This window comes from Bacillus sp. JJ1532 (assembly GCF_036965085.1).
In the GTDB taxonomy this organism is placed as follows: domain Bacteria; phylum Bacillota; class Bacilli; order Bacillales; family Cytobacillaceae; genus Cytobacillus.
In genome coordinates this window covers 11,735-38,649 of record NZ_JBALOW010000037.1, presented here as the reverse complement: position 1 = coordinate 38,649, position 26,915 = coordinate 11,735, and the positions used below count along the sequence as shown (strand labels likewise).

Here is a 26,915-nt window from a genome sequence, read left to right as displayed (position 1 = left end):
TTGTCGGGGGTGGGCACAAGGAAAGCTTCTCCGAATAATCATCGCAGGAACAATTGTCCTTTGATTGTTCCGAAGGCGCTTCCGCTTTTCTTCTTGTCATAGTTTTCTTTCTTCAAGTATAATATTGGTAACTGATCTAAGGTCGGGCAACTGAAAATAGGAGGATTTTAACATTGAACAATAGAAAGAATGAAAGCATCAAGATTGTGGCACTGGGGGGAGTGGGTGAATTTGGCAAGAATATGTACCTTGTGGAGGTGGATGAAGACATATTTGTTCTAGATGCAGGACTCATGATACCGGAAAATGAAATGTTCGGAATAGATATTGTCATCCCTGACTTCACTTATCTCGCTCAAAATAAAGAAAAGGTTAAAGGAATCTTTTTGACACATGGTCATGAAGATCATATCGGTGCCCTATCATATATATTAAGAGATCTTAGTGTTCCTGTATATGGTACGAAGCTGACGCTGGCATTAGCAAAAGCGAAAATGAAGGAACAGGAATATAAAGGTCAAATAAATTTTGTGGAAATTCATTCGGACTCTAAGATCGAGTTTCAATCTGCGGACGTTTCATTTTTTCATACGACCCATAGCATTCCAGACAGCGTTGGAATTTGTATACATACTTCAGAGGGAAGTATTGTTTACACTGGGGATTTTAAATTTGATCAAGCAGCGGCTTCTAATTACAAGCCTGAGATAGGAAAAATGGCGAGAATCGGTGAAGATGGTGTTCTTTGCTTGCTTTCCGACAGTACGGAGGCAGATAAACCGGGTCATACCCAATCGGAAGCCAAAGTAGTCAGCCAAGTAACAGATACCTTTTTTAATGCTCCAGGTCGAATCATCGCTGCATCTTTGGCATCTGATTTAATAAGAATTCAGCATATTTTTGATGCAGCCTATAAAAGCAGAAGAAAAGTTGCGGTCGTTGGAAAATTCTCGCAATCAGCTTTCGATATCGCACTTCAGCTTGGGTATTTACAAGTACCCGAGGAATTAATCATTCCCATTTCTGAAATCAATCAATATCCGGATGATGAAATTGTCATTCTACTAACAGGATCCCAGGGAGAGCCCATTGAAGTTTTGCAAAAAATGTCCAAGCAGCTTCATAAGCAGATCAATATTAAACAGGGTGATACTGTCATGCTAACTGCCTTCCCGATTAGAGGGAGCGAGGTAATCATTTTTAAGACGATTGATATGCTTTTTCGTGCAGGAGCAAATGTGATTTCAGGAAAGGGTGCATTTGGCACATCAAGCCACGGAAGTCAGGAAGAGCTTAAATTTATGATTAATTTAATGCAGCCGAAATTCTTTATTCCTGTTCATGGCGAATATCGCATGTTAAAGGCACATGCCAAAGTTGCTTTGGAAAGCGGTTTAACGAATGATCAAATTTTCATCCCTGAAAAAGGCGAGGTTGCAGAAATAAAAGAAGGCCGGATTCGCCCCGCTGGCCGCATTCCATCAGGCAATATTCTAATTGATGGAAGTGGAGTCGGAGATGTCGGGAACATTGTATTAAGAGACAGAAAGCTTCTTTCTCAAGATGGGATATTACTTGTCGTTGTGACCTTGAATAAAAAGGAAAAAAGCATATGTGCTGGACCTGAAATTATTTCCAGAGGATTTGTATATGTAAGAGAATCTGAGGAACTTTTAATTGAGGCTACAAAGAAGGTCAGAGAAACTGTCGAAAAAAACATTTCAAAAGAAACCTTCGATTGGTCAGGAATTAAGCAAGATATGAGAGATGTATTGAATCAGTATCTATATGAAAAAACAAAACGAAGACCGATGATTTTACCGATTATTATGGAAGTTTAGAACTTAGGAAGCACAGCTCAAGCAGCTGTGCTTTTTATTTTATTAATAAGCAATAAACTAACACCGAATGAAAATACTCCCAAAGACCATACTAAACTCATATGGATTTTGTTCTTTAAATTGGTTTGAAGGGAGAAAAAAGAAATGAACAATGACTTGAAACAAAGCGGCTCTGAAAATGAAGAGCAGGACAAGCCGAAGGAAGGACAATCCTCAGCTCTTATTGAGAAAATTCAACAGTTAGGGCAAACGAATGTTCCGCAACTATCCCAGGACTCAAAGATTCACTGTTTAACGATTGTTGGTCAAATAGAGGGGCATCTTCAACTGCCTCCACAAAATAAAACAACGAAATACGAGCACCTCATTCCCCAAATTGTCGCAATTGAACAAAACCCAAAAATTGAAGGGCTTTTAGTAATATTAAACACAGTGGGCGGAGATGTCGAAGCGGGACTTGCCATATCTGAAATGCTTGCCTCCTTATCAAAGCCAACGGTATCTATTGTGCTCGGTGGAGGACATTCGATAGGGGTTCCGATTGCTGTTTCATGTGACCATTCTTTTATTGCGGAAACCGCGACAATGACCATCCATCCGATTAGATTGACTGGCTTAGTTATCGGAGTGCCACAAACCTTTGAATACTTAGATAAAATGCAGGAGAGGGTCATTAATTTTGTTACGAAGAATTCGAATATTTCCGAAGAATATTTTAAAGAATTAATGTTTGCTAAAGGAAATTTAACGAGAGACATTGGCACGAATGTAGTAGGGAAAGAGGCTGTTGAGAGCGGATTAATCGATAGCGTGGGCGGAATTGGTCCAGCAATGAAACGGTTAAATGAGCTGATAGACCTTAATAAAAAGAAGAATAAAGGGATAGTCCAATGATTCTCTATACAATGATGCCACAGGAGCTTATTTATCAAACAAACGAAAGTGAATTTGAAAAACAAAAAGTCATATCTTACCAGGGGATTCCAATGCTAGTGAATATAGATGATGGGCAAACCGGCACAGTTATCCGGATTATGAGCAGTGATCCTGCACACTTTATGAATGAAGCATGTTTTCCAGGAGCAAAAATCACTTTAACATTACAGTGAATGAGGGCAGTGTGTTATAATAGATTTAATTTCAGGGCAGCCAAATTATGGCTGCTTTCTTCTTTCAATACATAATATTAACTTTTTTACATAAGATTCCGTGCATGTTTCATTAATCTATTGTTTAAGATGGAAATAAGAAGATAATACAGGGTGATAAAATGGCCAAAAAGAAGCGAAGACATTCTAGAAAAAAAGAAAATATTAAATCAACTATTAGATTTGAGCTAATTGGTCTCGTCCTGCTTGCTTTAGGGGTAATAGCAATGGCAAAGCTTGGTAAGGCAGGGGATTGGACCGTTCTATTTTTCAAGTTTTTTATGGGAGATTGGTATATCTTAGGGATTTTGGGCATGATTGTTTTTGCTAGTTATATTATGTGGAAAAGGACATTGCCCCATTTTTTCAGCACTAAATTGGTAGGCTGTTATTTAATTATTTGCTCTATCCTATTACTTAGCCATACTACCCATATCGAATTATTAACAAATAGCGGAAAGGTACAAAACCCTAGTGTAATTAAACAAACCTTTGAAATGTTTGAGATGGTAAGGAATAGTGAAACGAGCACGGAGAAATTATATGGTGGCATGATAGGCGCCATCCTCATTGCCGTATTCTTCTATTTATTTGATGTTGCCGGGGCAAAATTTATTGCTCTAATCTTGATTATCATTGGAATTACATTAGTAACTGGCAAAACCTTTGGGGAGGCATTTGGAAAGCTTCTAACTGCTATTGGAAAATTTATAAAAAATCAATGGAATGCATTCATTCATGATATGAATGAATGGAACAGAAACCGTAAAGAAAAAAGAGTCTCAAGGCGTGAAAAGGCAAAAGAACGTAGAAGCAGAGTAGAGGAAGAGAATAGAACAGAACCCGTTATTAAAATTAATAGTGCGGTCGAGCAAAAGAAAGATTTACAGCCGGAACCTATTATTTCTAGTTTTATTGAAAAGGCTAACTATGAACAAAATAAACAGGTAGAGAAAGAAACGGCAAAAAGAATGGACAACCAATCAGATTCGGATTCAGGACCACCTATCACATTTACTGAAGTTGAAAACGTGGATTATGAATTGCCGCCTATTAATCTGCTGAAGCTGCCTAGACAAACAGATCAAAGCGGTGAATATGAATTAATACACGCAAATGCAGCAAAGCTTGAAAGAACTTTTCAAAGCTTCGGCGTAAAGGCAAGAGTAACTCAAGTTCACCTCGGTCCAGCTGTAACGAAATATGAGGTCCATCCCGATGTGGGAGTAAAGGTCAGTAAGATTGTTAGTTTGCACGATGATTTGGCCCTGGCACTTGCTGCAAAAGACATTAGAATTGAGGCTCCGATTCCAGGGAAATCTGCGATAGGGATTGAAGTACCCAATTCTGAAGTCGCAATGGTTTCACTTAGAGAAGTCATTGAAGCAAACCAATATGAGAAACCGGATTCAAAGCTATTAATTGGCCTTGGCCGTGATATTACAGGGGAATCGGTCCAAGCAGAATTAAATAAAATGCCCCATCTATTAGTAGCTGGTGCAACTGGCAGCGGAAAAAGTGTGTGCATTAATGGAATAATTACAAGTGTACTAATGCGGGCAAAACCTCATGAAGTGAAATTAATGATGATCGACCCCAAAATGGTTGAATTAAACGTGTATAATGGGGTCCCTCATTTGCTTGCTCCAGTTGTTACAGATCCTAAAAAAGCATCACAGGCGTTAAAGAAAGTTGTCAATGAAATGGAAAGACGATATGAGCTATTTTCGCATACAGGAACAAGAAATATTGAAGGCTATAATGACTATGTAAGAAAACACAATGCGGAAGAAGAAGCACAGCAGCCACTGCTGCCTTACATTGTCGTGATTGTAGATGAGCTTGCGGATTTGATGATGGTGGCATCCTCTGATGTAGAAGATGCGATCACAAGGCTTGCTCAAATGGCACGTGCAGCTGGAATACATTTAATTATTGCTACCCAGCGCCCTTCAGTTGATGTTATTACAGGGGTTATTAAGGCAAATATTCCTTCTCGGATTGCCTTTGCTGTCTCATCTGCGACTGATTCAAGAACGATTCTTGATATGGGTGGAGCGGAGAAATTACTAGGCAGAGGAGACATGCTCTTCCTACCAGTCGGTGCATCTAAGCCTGTTCGTATTCAAGGTGCCTTTTTATCAGATGAGGAAGTTGAGGATATAGTAAATTTTGTTATTGAACAGCAAAAGGCACAATACCAAGAAGAGATGATTCCTGATGAGATCCCAGAAACAACATCAGAAGTTGATGACGACCTGTACGATGAAGCAGTTGAGCTTATTTTAGAAATGCAAACAGCTTCTGTCTCAATGCTGCAGCGCAGATTTCGAATTGGCTATACGCGGGCTGCCCGCCTTATTGATGAAATGGAAGCAAGAGGAATCGTTGGTCCTTATGAAGGCAGTAAGCCGCGAGCTGTACTGTTAGGCAAGCCATCTGAAGAAGCAAGTTCATAGACACTTTTCTGAAAGACTCGTTTTATTTAAAACGGGTCTTTTTGGCAGAAAAAAAGATTTGTGTTAAATGTGTTATACTAATATAATTATAATATAATGAGAGTCTATCTACTGTATGATGCGTTTTTACTATTTTTTTAATAATTTCTATTTCATTATTAACTAAAAAGTGTTATAGTATTTTCGATTAGTAGGAAAGATTGAACATCAGAGGTCTGATGTCTCCGAGAAAATTGGTTGGAGGAAACTGCATGTCCATAAAGTCAGATAACCGGCATTTATATTTACAAGTGATTGATCGCTTAAAACAAGACATTGATGATGGAAAGTATAAAGAAAAAGAAAAACTTCCCTCAGAATTTGATCTTGCCAAGCAACTTGGCGTAAGCAGAGCAACTCTTCGTGAAGCGCTTCGTATTCTTGAAGAAGAAAACGTTATCATACGCAGGCATGGAGTTGGGACTTTTGTAAATGCAAAGCCATTATTTACCTCAGGTATTGAACAGTTAAATAGTGTTACTGACATGATATTGAATGCAGGAATGAATCCAGGAACCATTTTCTTAAGTTCATCTACAATGGGACCGACTGAAGAAGATATTCGCCGTTTTTCATGTTCTGAGGAAGAGGAAATTATTGTGATCGAAAGGGTAAGAACTGCTAACGGTGAACCTGTTGTGTATTGTATTGATAAAATTCCAGTTCCAATTCTTGCTGAAACATTCACACATGAGCAGGAATCAATATTGAATTTACTGGAAGAAAAAGCAAATCGAAAAATAACATACGCAATCACCCAAATTGTACCGCTAGGTTATCATGAAAAAGTTTCCCCGATCTTAGAGTGTGATCCTGAAACTGCTTTGCTCGTTCTTAAGCAAATGCATTTTGATGAAACGGATGAGCCCATTCTGTATTCGGTCAATTATTTTAGAGCGGATAAGTTTAGTTTCCATGTTCTTAGGAAAAGGTTATAGTTCACTCCTAGGAAAAATAAGCTATTAGTAGCTCTAAGGCTTTTCTACTATCAGATAATTAAAATTATAGGGGGTCAATACCTTGAAGAAGCGAAAATTTGGTTTAGCGCTATCTTTAGTGCTAGCAGCTGGAACAATTTTAGGTGCTTGTGGAAAGTCGGAAGAAAAAGAAGGCGACACAGCTAAAACAGAAAAAAATGAAAGTGCTTTCTCTGTTGCAATGGTAACAGATGTTGGTGGGGTAGATGATAAATCTTTTAACCAATCAGCATGGGAAGGTCTTCAAGAGTTTGGTAAGAATAACGGACTTGAAGAAGGTAAAGGCGGATACAACTATTTGCAATCTAAATCAGATGCTGACTACTCCACTAACTTAAATAAACTTTCTCGTGAAGGATTTAATTTAGTATTTGGTGTTGGTTTCTTAATGGTAGAAGATATTAATACAATTGCTGGGCAGCAAAAGGATACTCATTTCGGGATCATTGATGGTGTTGTTGAACAGCCAAACGTTGTAAGCGTTCTATTTAAAGAGCAAGAAGCGGCATTCCTTGCTGGTGTAGCGGCTGCAAAGGCAACTAAATCTAATCAAATTGGCTTTATTGGCGGAATGGAAATTCCAGTAATTGAGCGTTTTGAATCTGGCTTCTTAGCTGGTGTACAATCAGTAAACCCTGACATTAAAGTAAACGTTCACTATACTGGAGCTTTTGACAAAGCTGAACTAGGAAAAACGACAGCTGCACAAATGTATTCTTCAGGTATTGACGTAATTTTCCACGCTGCTGGCGGTACTGGTAATGGTTTATTTACTGAAGCAAAAGACCTTAAAAAGAAAGATCCTACAAGAGAGATTTGGGCAATTGGTGTTGACTCTGATCAGACTTTAGAAGGTGTCGTTGAAATTGATGGCAAAAACCATAACGTTATCCTTACATCTGCTATGAAAGGTGTAAAAACGGCTGTAATCGATATTTCTGAAAAATCAAAGGCTGGCAACTTCCCTGGCGGCCAAACATTAGTATATGGTTTAGCTGAGGAAGGTGTTAATTTAGCGCCAATCAATGAAGAAGTCTCTAACAAGGCTGATATTGAATCTGCTGTTAATGAATGGTCAGAAAAAATTAAGAACGGTGACATCACAGTTCCTGGTACTAAAGATGAGCTCGAAAATTTTAAAGCTCAATAAGTAGATTGCGGTGGAATTAGTCATTTCTTATACTAATAAAATGTAAATCTACTATTCTTTACTGAGGAATAAGCGGGTTGGTAAACCGGCCCCTTATTCCTTTTTTAAATTCAATGGAAATTTAATTGAAGTGTAGAACAAATTCTTTCTACATTTCACTTAAGGTTTTATTGGACTACATGAAGGGTCTGACATCTTACTACAAATACTTTCCTTTTATCTTGAGCAAGGAGTGAAAATGATGGAATACGTAATTGAAATGCTCAATATTCGAAAAGAGTTTCCTGGGATTGTTGCAAATAACAACATAACCCTTCAATTAAAAAAAGGCGAAATCCATGCATTATTAGGTGAAAATGGTGCTGGTAAATCAACGCTAATGAATGTCCTGTTTGGATTGTACCAGCCTGAAGAAGGTGAAATCCGCGTAAAGGGTAAGCCTGTAAAAATTACAAATCCTAATATAGCAAATGATTTAGGAATTGGAATGGTGCATCAGCATTTTATGCTTGTTGATCCTTTCACGGTAACAGAAAATATTATTCTAGGAAAAGAAACGACTGCTGGCGGAAAGATTGATATTAAAAAAGCTGAAAAAGATGTAAGAGAGATCTCTGAAAAATACGGTCTGGCAGTTGATCCTAAAGCTAAAATTGCTGATATTTCTGTAGGAATGCAGCAGCGGGTTGAAATCTTAAAAACTTTATATCGTGGTGCAGAAATTCTTATTTTCGATGAACCGACTGCTGTTTTAACTCCTCAGGAAATTCATGAGTTAATCCAAATCATGAAAGCTTTAATTAATGAAGGTAAATCTATTATTTTAATTACCCATAAGTTGAAAGAAATTATGGAGGTTTGTGATCGAGTAACCGTTATTAGAAAGGGTGTTGGCATTGGAACAGTAAATGTCAGCGAAACAAACCCGAATGAGCTTGCCAGCTTAATGGTTGGCCGTGAAGTTGTTTTTAAGACGGAGAAGAAAGAAGCACAGCCTGCACAAGATGTTCTTGTTATAAATGACCTTCATGTTAAAGATTCCCGCGGTCTCCCAGCAGTAGAAGGCTTAAGTCTTACAGTGAAGGCTGGTGAAATATTAGGAATTGCCGGTGTAGACGGAAATGGACAAACAGAATTACTTGAGGCCATCACTGGACTTAAGAAATCTGAAAGAGGTTCAATTAAGCTTAATGATAAGGAAATTAGTAATCAACCACCTAGAAAAGTAACAGAATCTGGGATGGGCCATATTCCACAAGATCGTCATAAGCATGGGCTCGTACTCGATTTTCCAATCGGTGAAAATATAGTTCTACAAACCTATTATCAACAGCCTTATTCAAAAAACGGGGTATTAAACTTTAAGGAAATTTATAAAAAAGCAAATGAGTTAATCGAAGAATATGATGTTCGAACGCCAAGTGAGTTTACATTAGCCCGTGCATTGTCCGGGGGGAACCAGCAAAAAGCCATCATTGGCCGTGAAATTGACCGAAATCCAGATTTGCTTATTGCTGCCCAGCCTACACGTGGATTAGATGTTGGTGCAATTGAGTTTATTCACAAACGTCTTATTGAGCAGCGGGATCATGGAAAGGCTGTCTTGCTCTTATCATTTGAACTCGATGAAATTCTTAATGTGAGTGATCGGATTGCTGTTATATATGAAGGGAAAATTGTTGCCATTGTGGATCCAAAACAAACAACAGAACAAGAGTTAGGATTGTTAATGGCCGGTTCGAAACGGAAGGAAGCAGGTGAAAAAGCAGATGTCTAATCGTTTGAAAAATATGATCGTCCCACTCCTAGCAGTTGTATTGGGGATGCTTGTCGGAACTATCATTATGATTGCTACCGGCTATAATGCTGGTGAAGCTTTCTATGCACTGTGGGACGGTGCCTTCGGTGATGTTTATTATTTTGGGGAAACCATTAGACAGGTGACGCCGTATATACTTGCAGGACTTGCCGTTGCTTTTGCATTCAAAACGGGATTGTTTAATATCGGAGTAGAAGGTCAGTTAATAGTAGGGTGGCTTGCAGCTGTTTGGGTGGGGTTCGCCTTTGATCTTCCGAAGGTAATTCATTTGCCTTTAGCTGTATTAGCGGCAGCCGCTGCTGGAGCGCTTTGGGCATTTATTCCAGGGTTTTTAAAAGCTCGTTTTCGTGTCCATGAGGTAATTGTTACGATTATGTTAAACTATGTAGCTTTACATGTAGCAAACTATTTCGTTCGTTCGGTTTTTTCTGAAAAGAGTGATCGCACACCAAATATCCATGAAACTGCATCTTTGCGTTCCCCTTTTCTAGAAGGCCTAACAGATTACTCCCGCTTACACTGGGGGATACTCATTGCCCTTTTCTGTGCATTTTTGATGTGGTTTATTCTTGAGAAAACGACTAGAGGGTACGAATTAAGATCAGTTGGCTTTAATCAGCATGCTTCTGAATATGCAGGGATGAATGTTCGTTCTAATATTATTTTATCAATGGTGATTTCCGGTTCATTTGCAGGACTAGCAGGCGCTATGGAAGGGCTTGGCACCTTTGGCTATGCAGCAGTAAGAGGCGGGTTCACCGGTGTTGGATTTGATGGAATTGCTGTAGCCTTGCTCGGTGCGAACGGGCCTATCGGCATTGTTTTAGCTGCATTATTATTTGGCGCATTAAAGGTAGGAGCGTTAAATATGCCGCTTGAAGCAGGCGTTCCAAATGAACTCGTAGATATTATCATTGCCTTAATTGTCTTCTTCGTAGCAGCTAGTTATATGATAAGAATCTTCATTGACCGTATTAGTAAGAAGGGGGTGAAGTAAGTGGGCATCATGGATATGTTAGCAATCATTATTCCCTCCACAATGCTTTGGGCGGCACCACTTATTTTCACAGCATTAGGCGGAACCTTTTCAGAGCGTTCAGGTGTTGTAAATATTGGGCTTGAAGGATTAATGGTTATCGGTGCTTTTTCAGCTATTGTCTCTAATCTAGCTTTCGATAGCACATTCGGCAGCATGACTCCTTGGATTTCGTTACTTGTAGCAATGGCTATTGGTGCTTTACTTTCTGTATTTCATGCCGTTGCATCGATTACATTTAGAGCAGACCAAGTAGTTTCTGGTGTTGCAATAAACCTTTTGGCTATCGGAGCAGCATTGTTTCTTGTAAAGTTTATTTATGGGAAAGGTCAAACGGATGCTATTCAAAAAGGCTTCCATAAGATTGATATTCCAATTTTAAGTGATATTCCCCTAATTGGGAAATTATTCTTTTCAAATACGTATTATACATCTTATGTAGCGATTATTGTTGCCTTTATTGCCTGGTATGTTATTTTTAAAACCCCATTCGGATTAAGATTGCGATCTGTTGGAGAACACCCGATGGCTGCAGATACAATGGGAGTAAATGTCACAAAAATCCGCTATATTGCGGTTATCCTTTCTGGTGCACTCGGCGGAATCGGTGGAGGCGTTTATGCCCAGTCGATTACTTCTGACTTTAGCCATGCAACTATTAGTGGTCAAGGGTTTATGGCATTAGCTGCTATGATTTTTGGCAAATGGCATCCACTTGGAGCTATGGGGGCTGCCTTGTTCTTCGGATTCGCGCAAAGCTTAAGTATTATCGGATCAAGCTTGCCTTTCTTGGAGAATATTCCGAATGTCTATTTATTAATCGCTCCATATGTTTTAACGATTTTAGCCTTAACAGGATTTATCGGCCGTGCGGATGCACCAAAAGCATCTGGTGTCCCATATATTAAAGGTTCGCGTTAATTTGTTAAGACCTCATTTTTTGAGGTCTTTTTTTCATGTCCGGTATCACAATTTCCATTTAAGTTAATAACTTGAATTAAGTAATTGGGGCAAGTTATATTTAGTATATGATTTAAATCAAAAAAAGTTTGAGGAAAATAACGACGTTTAAGTTACATATGATAGTAAAGCAAATAATATTAACCGAATGATTGGGAGGACAGAATATGGAAATTTTATCAGAAGCCGTTAAACCGATGAATGGCTATAAACTTCATATTGTAAAAACCGAAAAATACAAAACAAATACTATAGTTTGGAAGATGAAAGCCCCGCTAAATAAGGAATTTGCTACTCTTAGGGCTTTACTTCCATATGTACTGCAGAGCAGCAGTGAAAATTATCCTACCACCGGGAAGCTACGTTCTTATTTAGATGAGCTTTATGGAGCGACTTTTTATGTAGACCTATCGAAAAAAGGTGAGTACCACATTATTAGTTTTTCATTGGAAATTGCTAATGAAAAATTTTTATCTGACAGTACACCCCTTTTAAAGGAAGCATTTCAATTTTTATCAGAGATTTTAACGAAACCAAATGTTCAAGGAAATGCTTTTGATAAAGATACTGTGGAGAATGAAAAAAGGACATTAAAACAAAGAATTCAATCTGTATATGACGATAAAATGCGTTATTCCAACTTTCGTCTCGTTCAAGAAATGTGTAAGGATGAGCCGTACTCACTGCATATTCATGGAGAAAAAGAAGACGTTAACCCAATTACCCCAGAGAGTCTTTACGAATATTACCAGAATTCTTTAAATCAGGACGAGATGGACCTTTACGTGATTGGAGACGTAAATGTGGAAGAAGTAGAGGCATTTGGAAAGGAGCTATTGCAATTTGTTGATCGAACTCCACAGCTTATCCATTCTTCTGCATTTAGAGAAAAGAATGATGTTCATGAGGTAATCGAAAACCAAGATGTAAAGCAAGGAAAATTAAATATTGGCTATCGAACAAATATTGTATATGGGGACGAGGATTACTATCCTTTACAAGTTTATAACGGAATATTTGGAGGTTTTTCACATTCCAAATTATTTATCAACGTAAGGGAAAAAGCGAGTCTTGCTTATTACGCGGCAAGCAGGCTGGAGAGCCATAAAGGATTATTAATGGTGATGACAGGTATTGATAATAAAAATTATGATCAGGCTGTCAGCATTATACATGCACAAATTGAGGCAATGAAAAATGGTGATTTCACGGAGGAAGAATTAAAACAGACGAAGGCTGTTATTAAAAACCAGCTGCTGGAGACTATTGATACATCTAGAGGAATAGTAGAGGTCCTTTATCATAACGTAGTCTCTCAGAAAGATATTTCCATTCAGGATTGGATGGATAAAATGGATCTGGCTACAAAGGAAGATATAGTTGCAGTCGCCAAAAAAATCACTTTAGATACGATATATTTCTTAACTGGGAAGGAGGCAGGAATGTAATGGAAAAAATTACATTTGAACAGCTGAAGGAAGAATTGTTTTTTGAGAAACTTGAAAATGGTTTAGATGTGTACATCCTGCCAAAAGCGGGTTTTAATAAAACATATGCGACTTTTACAACGAAATATGGGTCTATTGACAACCATTTCCTTCCTCAAGGAAAAAATGAATATGTAAAAGTTCCCGATGGGATTGCCCACTTTTTAGAGCATAAGCTTTTTGAGAAAGAAGATGGGGATGTCTTTCAGCAATTTAGCAGGCAGGGAGCATCTGCTAATGCATTTACTTCTTTCACAAGAACAGCTTATTTATTCTCGAGTACATCAAATGTAGAACAAAATCTTGAAACATTAATTGACTTTGTTCAATATCCATACTTTACAGAACAAACTGTTGAGAAAGAAAAGGGAATCATTGGACAGGAAATTACCATGTATGATGATAATCCTGACTGGCGCTTGTATTATGGTTTAATTGAAAATATGTATCAGCAACATCCTGTAAAAATTGACATTGCTGGTACGATTGAAACGATTTCACATATTACGAAAGATTTGCTTTATGAGTGCTATCATACGTTCTACCACCCAAGTAATATGCTATTATTTATTGTAGGGCCTGTAACTCCAGACAATATTATGAAACAAATTAAGGATAACCAAGCATCAAAAGATTACAAGGAATTGCCGGAAATAAATCGTAAATTCGAAGAAGAACCTGAACAGGTCGCTAAGAAAAAACAAGTTTTGCAAATGAATGTTCAAACATCCAAATGTTTAGTAGGCATAAAGGCAAAGAATGTGAATAAGTCCGGCCAGGAATTATTGAAAACAGAGCTAAGCTTAAACGTCATGCTGGATATTATGTTTGGTAAAAGCTCTGACCATTATAGTACTTTATATAATCAAGGGCTAATTGATGATACGTTTTCGTTTGATTATACCCAGGAAAAAAGTTTCGGGTTTGCTATGGTTGGCGGTGATACAAATGATCCAGAAAAGCTTGCTGAATCGTTAAAGAATATTCTTTTAAAAATGAAGGAAAAGGGAGCCATTTCAGAAGCGAGCTTAGAACGAACGAAAAAGAAAAAGATTGGTGCATTTCTGCGGGCCATAAATTCTCCGGAATATATTGCGAATCAATTTACAAGATATGCCTTTAATGAAATGAATTTATTTGATGTTGTCGCTACCCTTGAAGCGATAAAAATAGAAGATATTGAAAGTATTGCAAGTGATTTTATTTCAGAAGACAGATTTTCTGTTTGTCAAGTTGTTCCGAAAGGTTGATTAACAAAAACATTAGGACGATAATAAAGAGAAAGCGCCTTTCATGTTGGCGCTTTCTTTCCTTTTTATTATAGCGCATGGAGTGAACAGGATGAGGAAATATGCATTAATTACGGGAGCAAGCGGTGGAATTGGGGAAGCGATTGCAGCTAAATTAGCGGCTGAAGGCTATCATTTATATTTGCATTATCATGAGAATAAAAAGGCAATTGAAACTCTAATGGAGCAGCTTAAAGCATTTGGCGGAGAGTATATTCCAATCCAGTCAGATTTATCTTCAAAAAGTGGCTATAAAAAGCTCGCAAAAAATATTTTTTCCATTGATGCCATTATACATAATAGCGGTATAAGCCATTACGGTCTTCTATATGAGCTTGAGGACAGCATGGCAGAAAAGCTGATCAACCTTCATGTAACAACACCACTTATGCTTACGAAGCAATTACTGCCTAAATTACTGGCCAAAAGAAGCGGAAACATCATCGTCATCTCTTCCATATGGGGTCAAACAGGAGCTGCTTGTGAAGTCGCCTATTCCACTGTTAAAGGAGCCCAAATATCGTTTGTCAAAGCGTTAAGCAAGGAACTGGCCTTTAATGGTATTAGAGTGAATGCTGTAGCGCCAGGTGCCGTGCAAACAGCTATGATAGAGGGCTTTTCATTTGATGAGCTTGAATCGCTAAAAAATGAAATTCCAATGGGGAGACTCGCTTCACCTGAAAATATTGCTGATTCTGTTTCATTTCTTCTATCAGAAAAATCGTCCTATATTACTGGACAAGTACTTGCCGTAAATGGTGGTTGGTATACTTAATCAAATGGATTGACGAAGAAATCATGAATATTTTTTCTCTCCAATAAACAAAATAACTATGTACTATAGTGTACAACACAGTTTTTAAAGGAGGATATATTCATGTCTGTACTTGAAAATTGGCAGCAATGGAAAGACTTTCTAGGCGATCGTCTAGATCAGGGACAGCAGCAGGGAATGAATAAAGACACCGTTAATGATCTTGCCTACCAAATCGGTGACTACTTAGCGAAACAAGTAGATCCGAAAAATGAACAGCAGAGAATTCTCTCTGATTTATGGTCAGTTGCTGATAAGGATGAACAGATGGCCATTGCGAACGTTATGGTTAAACTGGTTGAGAACAACGGAACACAATAATACATGAAAAAAAGAGAGGAGCACCCTCTCTTTTTTTTATGCTTTTTACAGATTTAATCTCTATGTATATTTTGAAAATGATTAAAAATCTATTTTTATGATGTTCTGCTTTGTTTTTCCTTTCATCTTTCTTCGAAATCATTTATTATAAAGGGGCGTATTGATAAAGAGGACAAATAGGTCTTTCATATTCAACCTCTTAAACGTAAAGGGAAGTTTAGGAACGGTACTAAGGAGGTTATTAATTTTGAGTAAAACAGAGTGGTATTTAGAGTATGAAATCCAAAAGAACCGACCCGGTTTGCTTGGTGATATTTCTTCCCTTTTAGGTATGCTTTCCATAAACATTGTTACGATCAATGGTGTTGATGAAGGCCGCAGAGGGCTATTAATTCTAGCAGAAAGCAATGAACAAATTGTTCGGCTAGAGTCAATTTTACATACAATGGATACAATAAAATTGATTAAACTCCGTAAACCAAAATTAAGGGACCGCTTAGCTGTTCGACATGGAAGATACATACAAAGAGACGCGGATGACAAAAAGACTTTCCGTTTTGTAAGGGACGAGCTTGGACTATTAGTTGACTTTATGGCAGAATTATTTAAGCAGGAAGGGCACAAACTAATAGGTATAAGAGGAATGCCTCGTGTAGGAAAAACCGAATCAATTGTGGCTTCAAGTGTCTGTGCCAATAAACGATGGTTATTCGTTTCCTCAACTCTTTTAAAGCAAACCATTCGCAATCAATTAATTCATGATGAGTATAACGAAGATAATCTATTTATTATTGACGGGATTGTCTCTTCTAGAAGAGCAAACGAACGCCATTGGCAGCTTGTGCGTGAAATTATGAGTATGAATGCTGTAAAAGTGGTTGAGCATCCAGATATTTTTGTGGAAAACACAGAGTATTCGATTGAAGATTTCGATTATATAATTGAGCTTCGCACTGATCCTGAAGAGGAAATAAAATATGATATTGTCGATAAAACCAAAATGATCTCCGAATCTGATTTTGGAGGCTTTGATTTTTCGTAAGTTGGAAGGTGTTAAAAATTGTCAGAACTTGGGGTAAAGTTAAAAGAAGCCCGATTGGCTAAAGGATTAAGTCTTGATGACTTGCAAGTTGCCACTAAAATTCAAAAGCGGTATTTAATTGGTATTGAAGAAGGAAATTATAGTATGATGCCTGGGCAATTCTATATACGGGCTTTCATTAAACAGTATGCAGAAGCGGTAGGCCTACAGCCGGAAGAGCTATTTGAACAGTATAAATCAGAAATTCCTTCTACAATAAATGAGGATATTCCTGAAAAATTGTCTAGAGTGCAATCAAGAAAAGATATTACTTCAGGTGGTTCAAAGGTATTTGATATTCTTCCGAAAATATTAATTGCTGTATTTATTATAGGTGCAGCAGCTGTTGTTTATTACTTCGTCACCCAAAAAGGGGATGGAAATGAAGATAAGGATCTCGCAGATAATAGCGGAAATGAGCAAGTGCGTCTTGAAGAATCAGAAAACTTCTCCAAAGATTCTAATGCTAATTCCGATGCGAACTCTGATAAGGAATCTTCAAAAGCGGATGAAGAAAATGAGGCAACAGAGGATGAAGCCAAAGAGGAAACGCCTCCTGCACCGAAGCAAGAACTTACTGTCGTTGAAACTAGCGGCAAAAATTCAATATATGAACTAAAAAATGCAGATAAGTTTGAATTGAAGGTTGTTTCGACTGGGAAAACATGGGTTAGTGTCAAAAATGGAAAGGGAACCTCTTTCTACCAAGGAACATTAACAAAAGGTGACACTGAAAGTCAGCTTCTCGATTTTTCAAAAGAGACTGAAGCTGCGCTTATCATTGGGAACTCCCTAGAAACTGAGATTTATGTGAATGATGAAAAAATTACTTTTGCCATTGATCCCGCTCAGGTTGTGACGCAGAATATTACCATTCGCTACTTAACGAGCAACGAATAGTCATCTTTTGATGACTATTTTTCACTTTTACTCATCGCTTATTACAAACTGGAGGTAAATCATGAATCTACCTAACAAAATTACAATTTCAAGAATTTGCCTTATCCCTTTGTTCTTAATTATTATGCTCGTGCCATTCTCGTGGGGTGAGGTGACTTTGCTTGGGACAACGCTTCCCGTGACGCATTTAATTGGAGCATTAGTTTTTATTTTTGCCTCTGCTACAGACTGGGTGGATGGCTATTACGCAAGGAAGCTTAACCTCGTAACAAACTTTGGTAAGTTCCTTGATCCATTGGCAGATAAGCTGCTAGTTTCTGCTGCGTTAATCGTTCTTGTGGAACTTGGATTTGCTCCATCATGGATCGTGATTATCATTATTAGCCGTGAATTTGCGGTTACTGGATTACGTCTTCTTCTAGCTGAAGGGGGAGAAGTAGTTGCAGCAAACATGTTAGGGAAAATCAAAACATGGGCACAAATAGTGGCAATTTCAGCTTTGCTTTTACATAATATTATATTTGAAATGTTCTCTATTCCGTTTGCTGATATAGCCCTTTGGATTGCCATGATCTTTACGATTTGGTCTGGCTGGGATTATTTCATAAAAAATAAGCAAGTATTTTCTAATTCAAAATAGATTTCGTAAATTAAGGTGGCGTCCCGAATGAATGCAGAAATCATTGCTGTAGGTTCTGAACTATTACTAGGTCAAATAGTAAATACAAATGCTAAGTTTTTGTCGCAGCAGCTAGCTGATTTAGGCATTAATGTTTATTATCATACAGTTGTTGGAGATAATCCAAAGCGTCTAAAGTCTGCAATTGAAATAGCCGAAAACCGCTCTGAGTTTCTTATTTTTACTGGCGGTTTAGGACCAACGAAAGATGATCTAACGAAGGAAACGATAGCTAATCATTTGAACAAGCAGCTGATTATGGATGATCAAGCTCTTAAATTAATCGAACTCTATTTTGAACGTTCAAATCGGGTAATGACTGAAAATAATAAAAAGCAAGCAATTGTCCTGGAAGGTTCACAAGTATTGCCAAATGAGCATGGAATGGCGCCTGGAATGTTTCTTGATACAAACAAGCATTTGTATATGCTGCTTCCAGGGCCGCCTAAGGAAATGGAACCGATGTTTCTAAAGCATGGGTACCCGCTTCTGCGCTCAAAGCTTTATGAAGAAGATGTCATTGTGTCGCGAGTTTTAAGATTTTTCGGCATTGGGGAAGCCTTGCTTGAAACAGAAATAGAGGATTTAATAGATTCCCAATCCAATCCAACTATAGCCCCTTTAGCTTCCGATGGAGAGGTAACGCTCAGACTTACAGCGAAGCATAAGCAGGTGGAAACGGCTCTTCAATTATTGGATGAAACAGAGAAAGCCATTCTCTCTCGTGTGGGAGAATATTTTTATGGCTATGATGATACTTCTCTTATGAATGAGACTATTAAATTAATGAAAGAAAATGGCTTAACTATTAGCTGCGCCGAAAGCTTAACTGGGGGAATGTTTCAACAGACATTTACATCCATTCCAGGTGCTGGCTCCTTTTTAAAGGGAGGAGTTGTGTGCTATACAAATGAAGTGAAAGCAAATGTACTTCATGTACAGCAAGAGACCATTCATAAAGAAGGAGTCGTCAGTGCACAATGTGCAATGGAACTAGCTGAAAATGTTGCGGCTCTGATGAATTCGGATATAGGGATCAGCTTAACTGGTGTAGCAGGTCCGGATGAACTTGAAGGCAAGGCTGTTGGCACTGTCTTTATAGGGATTTATTTGAAGGGGAAGCTACTAACTGCAGAAAAGTTAAATTTAGGAGGTACAAGGGAAGCCATTCGGGTCAGAAGTGTAAAATATGGCTGCTACTTTCTAATGAGGCACCTCAAAGCAATTCAGAATGTCAATTAAGGCATTCTGTTTTTTAATTCTCGCAATAAAATGTTAGACAACTTTCTATAATTTCATTTTCTATACAATAAACACTATGAAAATATTAATTTCCGCTAGTGAAAATATCATTATCTTTCATACTAAGCAGTAAAAAAAGACGAATGAATGTTCGAATTTATTCTCGACAAACCAATGGAAAACAGTTATAGTAAAGATAGGTTTTTAGATCAAATATAAACAAATGTGTTTTTGTTAAGATAAAGGAGGAAGAAAAATGAGCGATCGTCAAGCAGCACTTGAGATGGCATTAAAACAAATAGAAAAGCAATTTGGTAAAGGTTCAATTATGAAGCTAGGGGAGCAAACAGATCGTCAAATATCTACTATACCAAGTGGTTCACTAGCATTGGATGCAGCACTTGGAGTAGGCGGCTATCCTCGGGGCCGAATCATTGAAATTTATGGACCTGAAAGCTCAGGTAAAACAACAGTGGCATTACATGCTATTGCAGAAGTGCAAGCAACTGGAGGACAAGCAGCGTTTATTGATGCAGAGCACGCCCTTGATCCTGTTTACGCACAAAAGCTTGGGGTAAATATTGATGAACTGCTTCTTTCTCAGCCTGACACAGGCGAACAAGCATTAGAGATCGCTGAGGCCCTTGTAAGAAGCGGTGCGGTAGATATACTGGTCGTTGACTCTGTTGCAGCTCTTGTTCCAAAAGCGGAGATTGAAGGGGAGATGGGAGATGCCCATGTCGGCCTGCAAGCTCGTTTAATGTCTCAGGCACTGCGTAAACTTTCAGGTGCAGTTAATAAATCCAAAACGATTGCTATTTTCATCAACCAGATCCGTGAAAAAATAGGAGTCATGTTTGGAAATCCTGAGACTACCCCAGGTGGACGTGCTCTTAAATTCTACTCAACTATCCGTCTAGAAGTACGCCGTGCTGAACAATTAAAACAGGGCACTGATATTGTGGGAAATAAAACAAAGATTAAAGTAGTTAAGAATAAAGTTGCCCCTCCGTTCCGCGTGGCAGAAGTGGATATTATGTATGGGGAAGGAATATCTAAGGAAGGCGAAGTTATTGACATAGGCTCTGAGCTTGATATCGTCCAAAAGAGCGGCTCTTGGTATTCTTACAATGAGGAGCGTGTAGGACAAGGCCGTGAAAACGCCAAGCAATTCCTGAAGGAAAATAAAGATATTCGTATACAAATTCAAAATCAAATACGTGAGCACTATGGACTTGATAGTGTAAAATCACTTAGTGATGACGAGGGACAAGAGGAACTTCAACTAATTGACTAATGATATATGACATTTTTTCGTAGAGTAAGCAAAGCCGTTCAGATTAAGTGGCTTTGCTTTTTATTATGATTAAAGAAAATTCCAAAGATATATGCATAATAACTAGCGCCGCAACGACAAAGCCTTGACAATGAAATTCCACACCTTTACAATTAAAAATGTATATTTTACATTTTATAATGAATGAAAACGTTGAAAAGCCTTTGTGCTGTATGTTGAATGGGACAATATACATGCCGACACTTTAGAAACGTAACACAAAAAAGTTCATAGCAAGAGGAGGTGAAATGATGGAACTATTAACAGCAATCATCATCTCCAGTTTGCTTGGCCTATTCGTCGGTGCAGTTGTTAGCTATTTTGTTTGTAAGTCCATTGCTCAAGCAAAGATCGCAGGAGCCAAGAATTCTGCAGAGCAGATATTGGAAGACTCCAAGCGGGAAGCAGACGCTATAAAGAAAGAAGCCTTACTTGAAGCAAAGGATGAGATTCACAAGCTTCGCACAGAAGCGGAGCGTGAAATTCGTGATCGAAGAAATGAGCTTCAAAAACAAGAAAATCGTTTACTGCAAAAAGAAGAAAATCTTGATCGTAAAGATGAAACGTTAGATAAACGTGAAACACTTTTAGAGAAGAGGGACGATTCTCTTAACAAAAGACAACAGCATATTGAAGAGATGGAAAGCAAAGTGGACGAGATGGTACGATCACAAAAAGCTGAGCTAGAACGTATCTCAGGCTTAACTCGTGAAGAGGCTAAGTCCATCATTTTAGAGCGTGTAGAGCAGGAAGTGGCTCATGATGTAGCTATAATGATTAAAGAGAGCGAGATTAGAGCGAAAGAGGAAGCCGATAAGAAGGCGAAGGATATCTTGTCACTGGCAATCCAACGATGCGCAGCGGACCATGTTGCAGAAACAACAGTTTCTGTAGTTAACTTGCCTAATGATGAAATGAAGGGACGGATTATTGGCCGTGAAGGCCGAAATATTCGTACACTTGAAACGCTCACAGGAATTGATCTTATTATTGATGATACACCAGAAGCAGTCATTTTATCAGGATTTGATCCGATTCGTCGCGAGACTGCCCGTTTAGCTTTAGACAAGCTTGTTCAAGATGGTCGTATACACCCTGCGCGCATTGAAGAAATGGTTGATAAAGCACGCCGGGAAGTGGATGAACATATCCGAGAGATAGGTGAGCAGACAACCTTTGAAGTAGGTGTGCATGGACTTCATCCGGACCTTATTAAAATTCTCGGCCGCCTGAAATTCAGGACAAGCTATGGCCAGAATGTATTAAAGCATTCAATGGAAGTAGCACAATTGTCAGGATTACTTGCAGCAGAGCTAGGTCAGGACGAGACACTCGCAAGACGTGCAGGCTTGCTTCATGACATTGGTAAAGCCATTGACCATGAAGTGGAAGGAAGCCATGTTGAAATTGGGGTTGAGCTTGCAACGAAATATAAAGAGCACCCAATCGTTATTAACAGTATTGCTTCACATCATGGGGACACTGAGCCTACTTCGATTACTGCCGTTCTAGTAGCTGCAGCTGATGCTCTTTCAGCAGCAAGACCAGGGGCTAGAAGAGAGACATTAGAAAATTATATTCGACGTCTTGAAAAGCTTGAAGAGATTTCAGAATCTTATGATGGCGTTGAAAAGTCATTTGCCATCCAAGCTGGACGAGAAATTCGTATATTAGTGAAACCAGAACAAATTGATGACCTTGAAGCCCATCGTCTAGCGAGAGATATTCGTAAGAAGATCGAAGAAGAGCTTGATTATCCAGGACATATAAAAGTTACGGTTATTCGTGAAACACGAGCCGTGGAATATGCAAAATAAAGCGGTGCTTAGCATCGCTTTATTTTTTTCCAAACAAAATTCATAAATAAACTTAAGAAAGAATGGGAATATAAACATTAATTGCCTATTGAGGCATAAACAGAAGAAATTAGCAAAGAAGGGACAAATATATGAACATATTATTTGTAGGGGATGTTGTTGGCTCTTTAGGAAGAGACATGATAAAGGAATACGTTCCTAAACTAAAGGAAAAATACCGCCCACAAATTACGATTATCAATGGGGAAAATGCTGCAGGAGGCAAAGGAATTACTGAAAAGATTTACCGTGGTTTCCTGGAAGCCGGAGCACAGGCAGTTACACTTGGCAATCACACTTGGGATAATAAAGAAATATTTGACTTTATTGATGACGCGAAATATTTGGTGCGTCCTGCAAACTTCCCAGAAGGAAACCCAGGTAAAGGAATTGTTTACTTAAAATATAATGCAATCGAAGTGGCCGTTATCAGTTTGCAAGGGCGAACTTTTTTGCCTGCGATAGATTGTCCTTTTCGAAAAGCAGATGAACTGATTCTGGAGGCTCGAAAAAGAACACCCATTATATTTGTCGATTTTCACGCAGAAGCAACAAGTGAAAAACAAGCAATGGGCTGGTACCTAAATGGAAGAGTTACCGCAGTTATCGGCACTCATACACATGTGCAAACAGCAGATCATCGTATTTTGCCAGAAGGGACTGCTTTTATGTCAGATGTTGGCATGACAGGCCCATATGATGGAATATTAGGGGTAGAAAGGGAAGCTGTGTTAAAAAGATTTATATCAAGCTTGCCTGTCAGATTTGAAGTCCCGAAAGAAGGGCGTACACAATTAAGTGCTGTACTTATTGAAATAGAAAATCAAACCGGAAAAGCAAAGAAAATGACTCCGATACTAATTAATGAGGATCATCCCTTTTATTCTTAAACGAATAACTGTGTCTAATTGCCGAAAATGGTAAATGAGATGCAGTTATTTTTTTTGGATTATAAAAAGGAATATTCCATAATTTTGTCCAAGCCGGAATATGTGAATTGAGAAATGAATATAGTAGCAATGGAATGATCTATACCGGATATGTTCATTTCCAAAAGGAGACATGTGGGAAGCAATGGTCATGAACATGCGGGAGGGGAAAACAAGGAGGAGCTAGGAATGGAAATATTAAAAGTTTCAGCAAAATCTAATCCCAATTCTGTAGCTGGTGCGCTTGCAGGTGTTTTGCGAGAAAGAGGCGGCGCAGAAATCCAAGCGATTGGTGCGGGCGCACTAAATCAAGCGGTTAAAGCAGTAGCTATCGCAAGAGGGTTTGTCGCGCCTAGCGGAGTGGATTTGATTTGTATCCCGGCATTCACAGATATTAAGATTGATGGGGAAGAACGGACTGCTATTAAACTAATTGTAGAGCCAAGATAAAAAATGCGGAATCTTTGATGAAAGTAGACCTGTTGCATGAATGCAAACAGGTCTTTTTTTGCGTTGAAAATAAGCTGAAGAGCTTACAAAGCATCAACTTAATTATTATATTGATTTTAAAAATAAAATATTCAAATTTTCACCAAAATTAGTCTGAAAGGGTTGCTTTTTTTAAGAACTAGGTCTAGAATTGAAAGCGTTTAGTACCCATTCATTTATCTAACATTAGACTGGTTTTTGAGCTATATATAATGATTTTGATGTGTACTATTCTAATTGTAAAAAACGTTTTCATATATTTTCTTAACGTATCTCAAAGGGGTGTAAGTCATGATCAATCAACTTTCATGGAAAGTTGGAGGGCAACAAGGGGAAGGTATTGAGAGTACTGGAGAAATATTCTCAATAGCATTAAATCGTTTAGGCTACTATTTGTATGGTTACCGTCATTTCTCTTCACGAATTAAAGGCGGTCATACGAACAATAAAATCCGTGTCAGTACTACTCAAGTAAGATCTATTTCTGATGATCTTGATATTTTGGTAGCTTTTGACCAAGAAACTATTGATCTTAATTACAAGGAACTACATGATAAAGGTGTTATTATTGCGGATGCCAAATTCAGTCCTAATAAGCCTGAAGATACAAGTGCGGCCATGTATGCTGTTCCATTCACTGAATTAGCAACTGAACTGGGAACATCCCTAATGAAAAACATGGTTGCAGTTGGAGCAACTTGCGCAGTATTGAACTTAGATATTAACGTATTTGAAGAAGTAGTTCAAGAGATTTTTGGACGAAAAGGCCAACAAGTTGTTGAGAAAAATATGGAAGCCATTAAAGCTGGCTTTGACTTTATGAAAGAAAACCTTGGGGCAACTGAATTAATGGAGCTTGAAAAAGCTGATGGCAAAAAGCGTTTATTTATGATTGGTAACGATGCCATCGCTTTAGGTGCTCTTGCAGGCGGTTGCCGCTTTATGGCTGCTTACCCAATTACACCAGCGTCTGAAATTATGGAATATTTAATAAAGAAGCTTCCACCGCTTGGCGGGGCTGTTATACAAACTGAAGATGAAATTGCTGCGGTTACAATGGCAATCGGAGCTAACTATGGCGGAGTTCGTTCTCTAACTGCTTCAGCTGGACCAGGTTTAGCATTGAAAATGGAAGCCATCGGATTATCTGGTATGACTGAAACTCCACTTGTAATTGTTGATACACAGCGTGGAGGTCCTTCAACAGGTCTGCCAACGAAGCAAGAACAGTCTGACCTAATGTCTATGATATATGGTACTCATGGAGAAATTCCAAAAATCGTAATGGCTCCAAGTACTGTACAAGAAGCGTTTTATGATACAGCTGAAGCATTTAACCTTGCTGAAGAATATCAATGCCCTGTTATTATTCTTTCAGATCTTCAACTTTCTTTAGGTAAACAAACGGTTGAACCGCTAGAATTAGATAAGGTTGAAGTACGCCGTGGAAAGCTTCAAACTGGAGATTTACCTGAAGCAGAGGGTGCCTACTTTAAACGATACGAAGTGACTGAAGATGGGGTTTCACCACGTGTCATTCCTGGTATGAAAAATGGTATTCACCATGTAACAGGTGTTGAGCATGATGAAACAGGAAAGCCATCTGAATCTGCGATAAATCGTAAAGCACAAATGGATAAACGTTTTCGTAAAATTGAAAACATTAAATTTAATACACCTGTTTACAAAAATGCTCCACATGAAGAGGCTGACTTATTAATCGTTGGCTTCAACTCAACTCGCGGAGTTATTGAAGAAGCAATGGGACGTCTTGAGAAAGATGGTTTAAAAGTGAACCATGCTCAAATTCGTTTAATTCATCCGTTCCCAACTGACGAAGTATTGCCGCTCGTAAAATCTGCTAAAAAGATCGTTGTGGTTGAAAACAACGCTACTGGGCAATTGGCAAATATTATGAAGATGAACGTCGGACATGCTGAGAAGATTCACAAAATGTTAAAATACGACGGAAATCCATTCTTGCCACATGAAATTCACACAAATTGCAAGGAGTTGTTCTAAATGGCAACATTTAAAGATTTTCGAAATAATGTAAAACCAAACTGGTGCCCAGGCTGTGGAGACTTCTCTGTACAAGCGGCTATCCAGCGTGCGGCTGCTAATGTCGGTTTAGAGCCTGAGAATTTAGCAGTTATTTCAGGTATCGGATGTTCTGGACGTATTTCTGGATATATTAATTCATATGGCTTCCATGGAATTCATGGACGATCCCTTCCAATTGCACAAGGTGTTAAAATGGCAAACCGAGATTTAACAGTTATCGCCTCTGGCGGTGACGGTGATGGTTTTGCTATTGGAATGGGACATACGATTCACGCGATTCGCCGTAATGTTAATATTACGTATATTGTTATGGATAACCAAATCTATGGTTTAACGAAAGGTCAAACATCTCCGCGTTCAGCCACAGGCTTTAAAACAAAATCAACGCCTGAAGGTTCAATTGAACAAGCTATTGCTCCTATGGAAATGGCTTTAACTGCTGGCGCAACATTTGTTGCCCAAAGCTTTTCAACTGATCTTAAAGACTTAACAGCTTTAATTGAAGCTGGAATTAACCATGATGGTTTCTCATTAATTAACGTATTCAGCCCATGTGTAACTTATAATAAAGTGAACACATATGACTGGTTTAAAGAGAACTTAACAAAGCTTAGCGATGTTGAAGGCTATGATTCTTCTAACCGTGAACTGGCGATGCAAACATTAATGAAGCATGATGGACTTGTAACAGGCCTTATCTATCAAAACACCGAGCGCAAATCATACCAAGAGTTATTAAAAGGCTACTCTGAGCAGCCATTAACTCAAGCTGAACTTAATTTAGATCAGGCTCACTTTGATAAATTAATTCAAGAATTTATTTAAGCCGTTTTGGCTGAAAAAGAAACCCAGTTATTGGGTTTCTTTTTTATACTCAAGATTAAATTTATTATATGGCTATGAAATAGTGATTATAGTCACGTACAATTTATTAAGATTCCTATAAGATAAAGTGAAACTTCAATTAGTGGGGGGCCTTCATCCCCCACTGATTGTTAG

General features: G+C 38.3%; 23 protein-coding genes. All 23 read left to right on the top strand.

Annotated elements, in window-relative coordinates:
• The first annotated feature begins 173 nt into the window (after positions 1 to 173).
• The 23 genes from V7122_RS13310 to V7122_RS13200 all read left to right on the top strand — a co-directional run bounded on the left by V7122_RS13310 (position 174) and on the right by V7122_RS13200 (position 26,741).
• Positions 174 to 1,841: a ribonuclease J gene (locus V7122_RS13310; RefSeq protein WP_335484254.1), complete on the top strand. Its 1,668-nt coding sequence runs from the start codon at positions 174 to 176 to the stop codon at positions 1,839 to 1,841.
• 144 nt (positions 1,842 to 1,985) lie between these two features.
• On the top strand, positions 1,986 to 2,735 hold the full coding sequence (locus V7122_RS13305; RefSeq protein ID WP_335527148.1) for a ClpP family protease: 750 nt from the start codon (positions 1,986 to 1,988) through the stop codon (positions 2,733 to 2,735).
• Entirely contained in the window at positions 2,732 to 2,950 is a 219-nt protein-coding gene (locus V7122_RS13300) for a YlzJ-like family protein (RefSeq protein WP_335353155.1), read from the top strand. Before V7122_RS13305 ends, V7122_RS13300 begins: the two co-directional genes overlap by 4 nt.
• Positions 2,951 to 3,111: 161 nt before the next feature.
• Positions 3,112 to 5,448, top strand: a complete 2,337-nt coding sequence (locus tag V7122_RS13295) for a DNA translocase FtsK (RefSeq protein WP_335484256.1) — start codon at positions 3,112 to 3,114, stop codon at positions 5,446 to 5,448.
• 251 nt (positions 5,449 to 5,699) lie between these two features.
• Positions 5,700 to 6,425 carry a GntR family transcriptional regulator gene (locus tag V7122_RS13290; RefSeq protein WP_335346596.1) on the top strand — a complete coding sequence of 242 codons (726 nt, stop codon included), beginning with the start codon at positions 5,700 to 5,702 and terminating at the stop codon, positions 6,423 to 6,425.
• An 82-nt stretch (positions 6,426 to 6,507) separates the two neighbouring features.
• Entirely contained in the window at positions 6,508 to 7,614 is a 1,107-nt protein-coding gene (locus V7122_RS13285; RefSeq protein WP_335346597.1) for a BMP family lipoprotein, read from the top strand.
• Positions 7,615 to 7,855: 241 nt separating this feature from the next.
• Positions 7,856 to 9,391, top strand: coding sequence for an ABC transporter ATP-binding protein (locus V7122_RS13280; protein ID WP_335527146.1), 1,536 nt, complete (start codon positions 7,856 to 7,858; stop codon positions 9,389 to 9,391).
• On the top strand, positions 9,384 to 10,430 hold the full coding sequence (locus V7122_RS13275; RefSeq protein WP_335527143.1) for an ABC transporter permease: 1,047 nt from the start codon (positions 9,384 to 9,386) through the stop codon (positions 10,428 to 10,430). Before V7122_RS13280 ends, V7122_RS13275 begins: the two co-directional genes overlap by 8 nt.
• Positions 10,431 to 11,390 (top strand): ABC transporter permease, encoded by a 960-nt coding sequence (locus V7122_RS13270; RefSeq protein WP_335527141.1) that lies wholly within the window; start codon positions 10,431 to 10,433, stop codon positions 11,388 to 11,390.
• 206 nt (positions 11,391 to 11,596) lie between these two features.
• Positions 11,597 to 12,877 (top strand): EF-P 5-aminopentanol modification-associated protein YfmF, encoded by a 1,281-nt coding sequence (yfmF, locus tag V7122_RS13265; RefSeq protein WP_335527139.1) that lies wholly within the window; start codon positions 11,597 to 11,599, stop codon positions 12,875 to 12,877.
• Complete coding sequence (gene yfmH, locus V7122_RS13260; RefSeq protein WP_335345727.1) at positions 12,877 to 14,166, top strand: EF-P 5-aminopentanol modification-associated protein YfmH; 1,290 nt, start codon at positions 12,877 to 12,879, stop codon at positions 14,164 to 14,166. Before yfmF ends, yfmH begins: the two co-directional genes overlap by 1 nt.
• Before the next feature lie 91 nt (positions 14,167 to 14,257).
• On the top strand, positions 14,258 to 14,980 hold the full coding sequence (gene ymfI, locus V7122_RS13255; protein ID WP_335345726.1) for an elongation factor P 5-aminopentanone reductase: 723 nt from the start codon (positions 14,258 to 14,260) through the stop codon (positions 14,978 to 14,980).
• Between the two features lie 102 nt (positions 14,981 to 15,082).
• Positions 15,083 to 15,340, top strand: coding sequence for a DUF3243 domain-containing protein (locus tag V7122_RS13250; RefSeq protein WP_335345725.1), 258 nt, complete (start codon positions 15,083 to 15,085; stop codon positions 15,338 to 15,340).
• Between the two features lie 247 nt (positions 15,341 to 15,587).
• Positions 15,588 to 16,382, top strand: a complete 795-nt coding sequence (locus V7122_RS13245; protein ID WP_335353145.1) for a DUF3388 domain-containing protein — start codon at positions 15,588 to 15,590, stop codon at positions 16,380 to 16,382.
• Between the two features lie 18 nt (positions 16,383 to 16,400).
• Entirely contained in the window at positions 16,401 to 17,321 is a 921-nt protein-coding gene (locus tag V7122_RS13240) for a helix-turn-helix domain-containing protein (protein WP_335353144.1), read from the top strand.
• A gap of 61 nt (positions 17,322 to 17,382) precedes the next feature.
• Positions 17,383 to 17,961 (top strand): CDP-diacylglycerol--glycerol-3-phosphate 3-phosphatidyltransferase, encoded by a 579-nt coding sequence (gene pgsA, locus V7122_RS13235; RefSeq protein ID WP_335353143.1) that lies wholly within the window; start codon positions 17,383 to 17,385, stop codon positions 17,959 to 17,961.
• A 27-nt stretch (positions 17,962 to 17,988) separates the two neighbouring features.
• Complete coding sequence (locus tag V7122_RS13230; protein ID WP_335353142.1) at positions 17,989 to 19,242, top strand: competence/damage-inducible protein A; 1,254 nt, start codon at positions 17,989 to 17,991, stop codon at positions 19,240 to 19,242.
• Between the two features lie 256 nt (positions 19,243 to 19,498).
• A complete protein-coding gene (gene recA / locus V7122_RS13225) occupies positions 19,499 to 20,539 on the top strand; it encodes a recombinase RecA (protein WP_335353141.1) in 1,041 nt (346 codons plus the stop codon).
• Between the two features lie 290 nt (positions 20,540 to 20,829).
• Entirely contained in the window at positions 20,830 to 22,395 is a 1,566-nt protein-coding gene (gene rny, locus V7122_RS13220; RefSeq protein WP_335353197.1) for a ribonuclease Y, read from the top strand.
• Between the two features lie 131 nt (positions 22,396 to 22,526).
• Positions 22,527 to 23,324: a TIGR00282 family metallophosphoesterase gene (locus tag V7122_RS13215; protein ID WP_335348021.1), complete on the top strand. Its 798-nt coding sequence runs from the start codon at positions 22,527 to 22,529 to the stop codon at positions 23,322 to 23,324.
• A 228-nt stretch (positions 23,325 to 23,552) separates the two neighbouring features.
• Entirely contained in the window at positions 23,553 to 23,813 is a 261-nt protein-coding gene (gene spoVS / locus V7122_RS13210; RefSeq protein WP_009791522.1) for a stage V sporulation protein SpoVS, read from the top strand.
• Between the two features lie 330 nt (positions 23,814 to 24,143).
• Positions 24,144 to 25,874: a 2-oxoacid:acceptor oxidoreductase subunit alpha gene (locus tag V7122_RS13205; RefSeq protein WP_335527135.1), complete on the top strand. Its 1,731-nt coding sequence runs from the start codon at positions 24,144 to 24,146 to the stop codon at positions 25,872 to 25,874.
• Positions 25,875 to 26,741 (top strand): 2-oxoacid:ferredoxin oxidoreductase subunit beta, encoded by an 867-nt coding sequence (locus V7122_RS13200; RefSeq protein WP_335527133.1) that lies wholly within the window; start codon positions 25,875 to 25,877, stop codon positions 26,739 to 26,741.
• Positions 26,742 to 26,915: the final 174 nt, after the last annotated feature.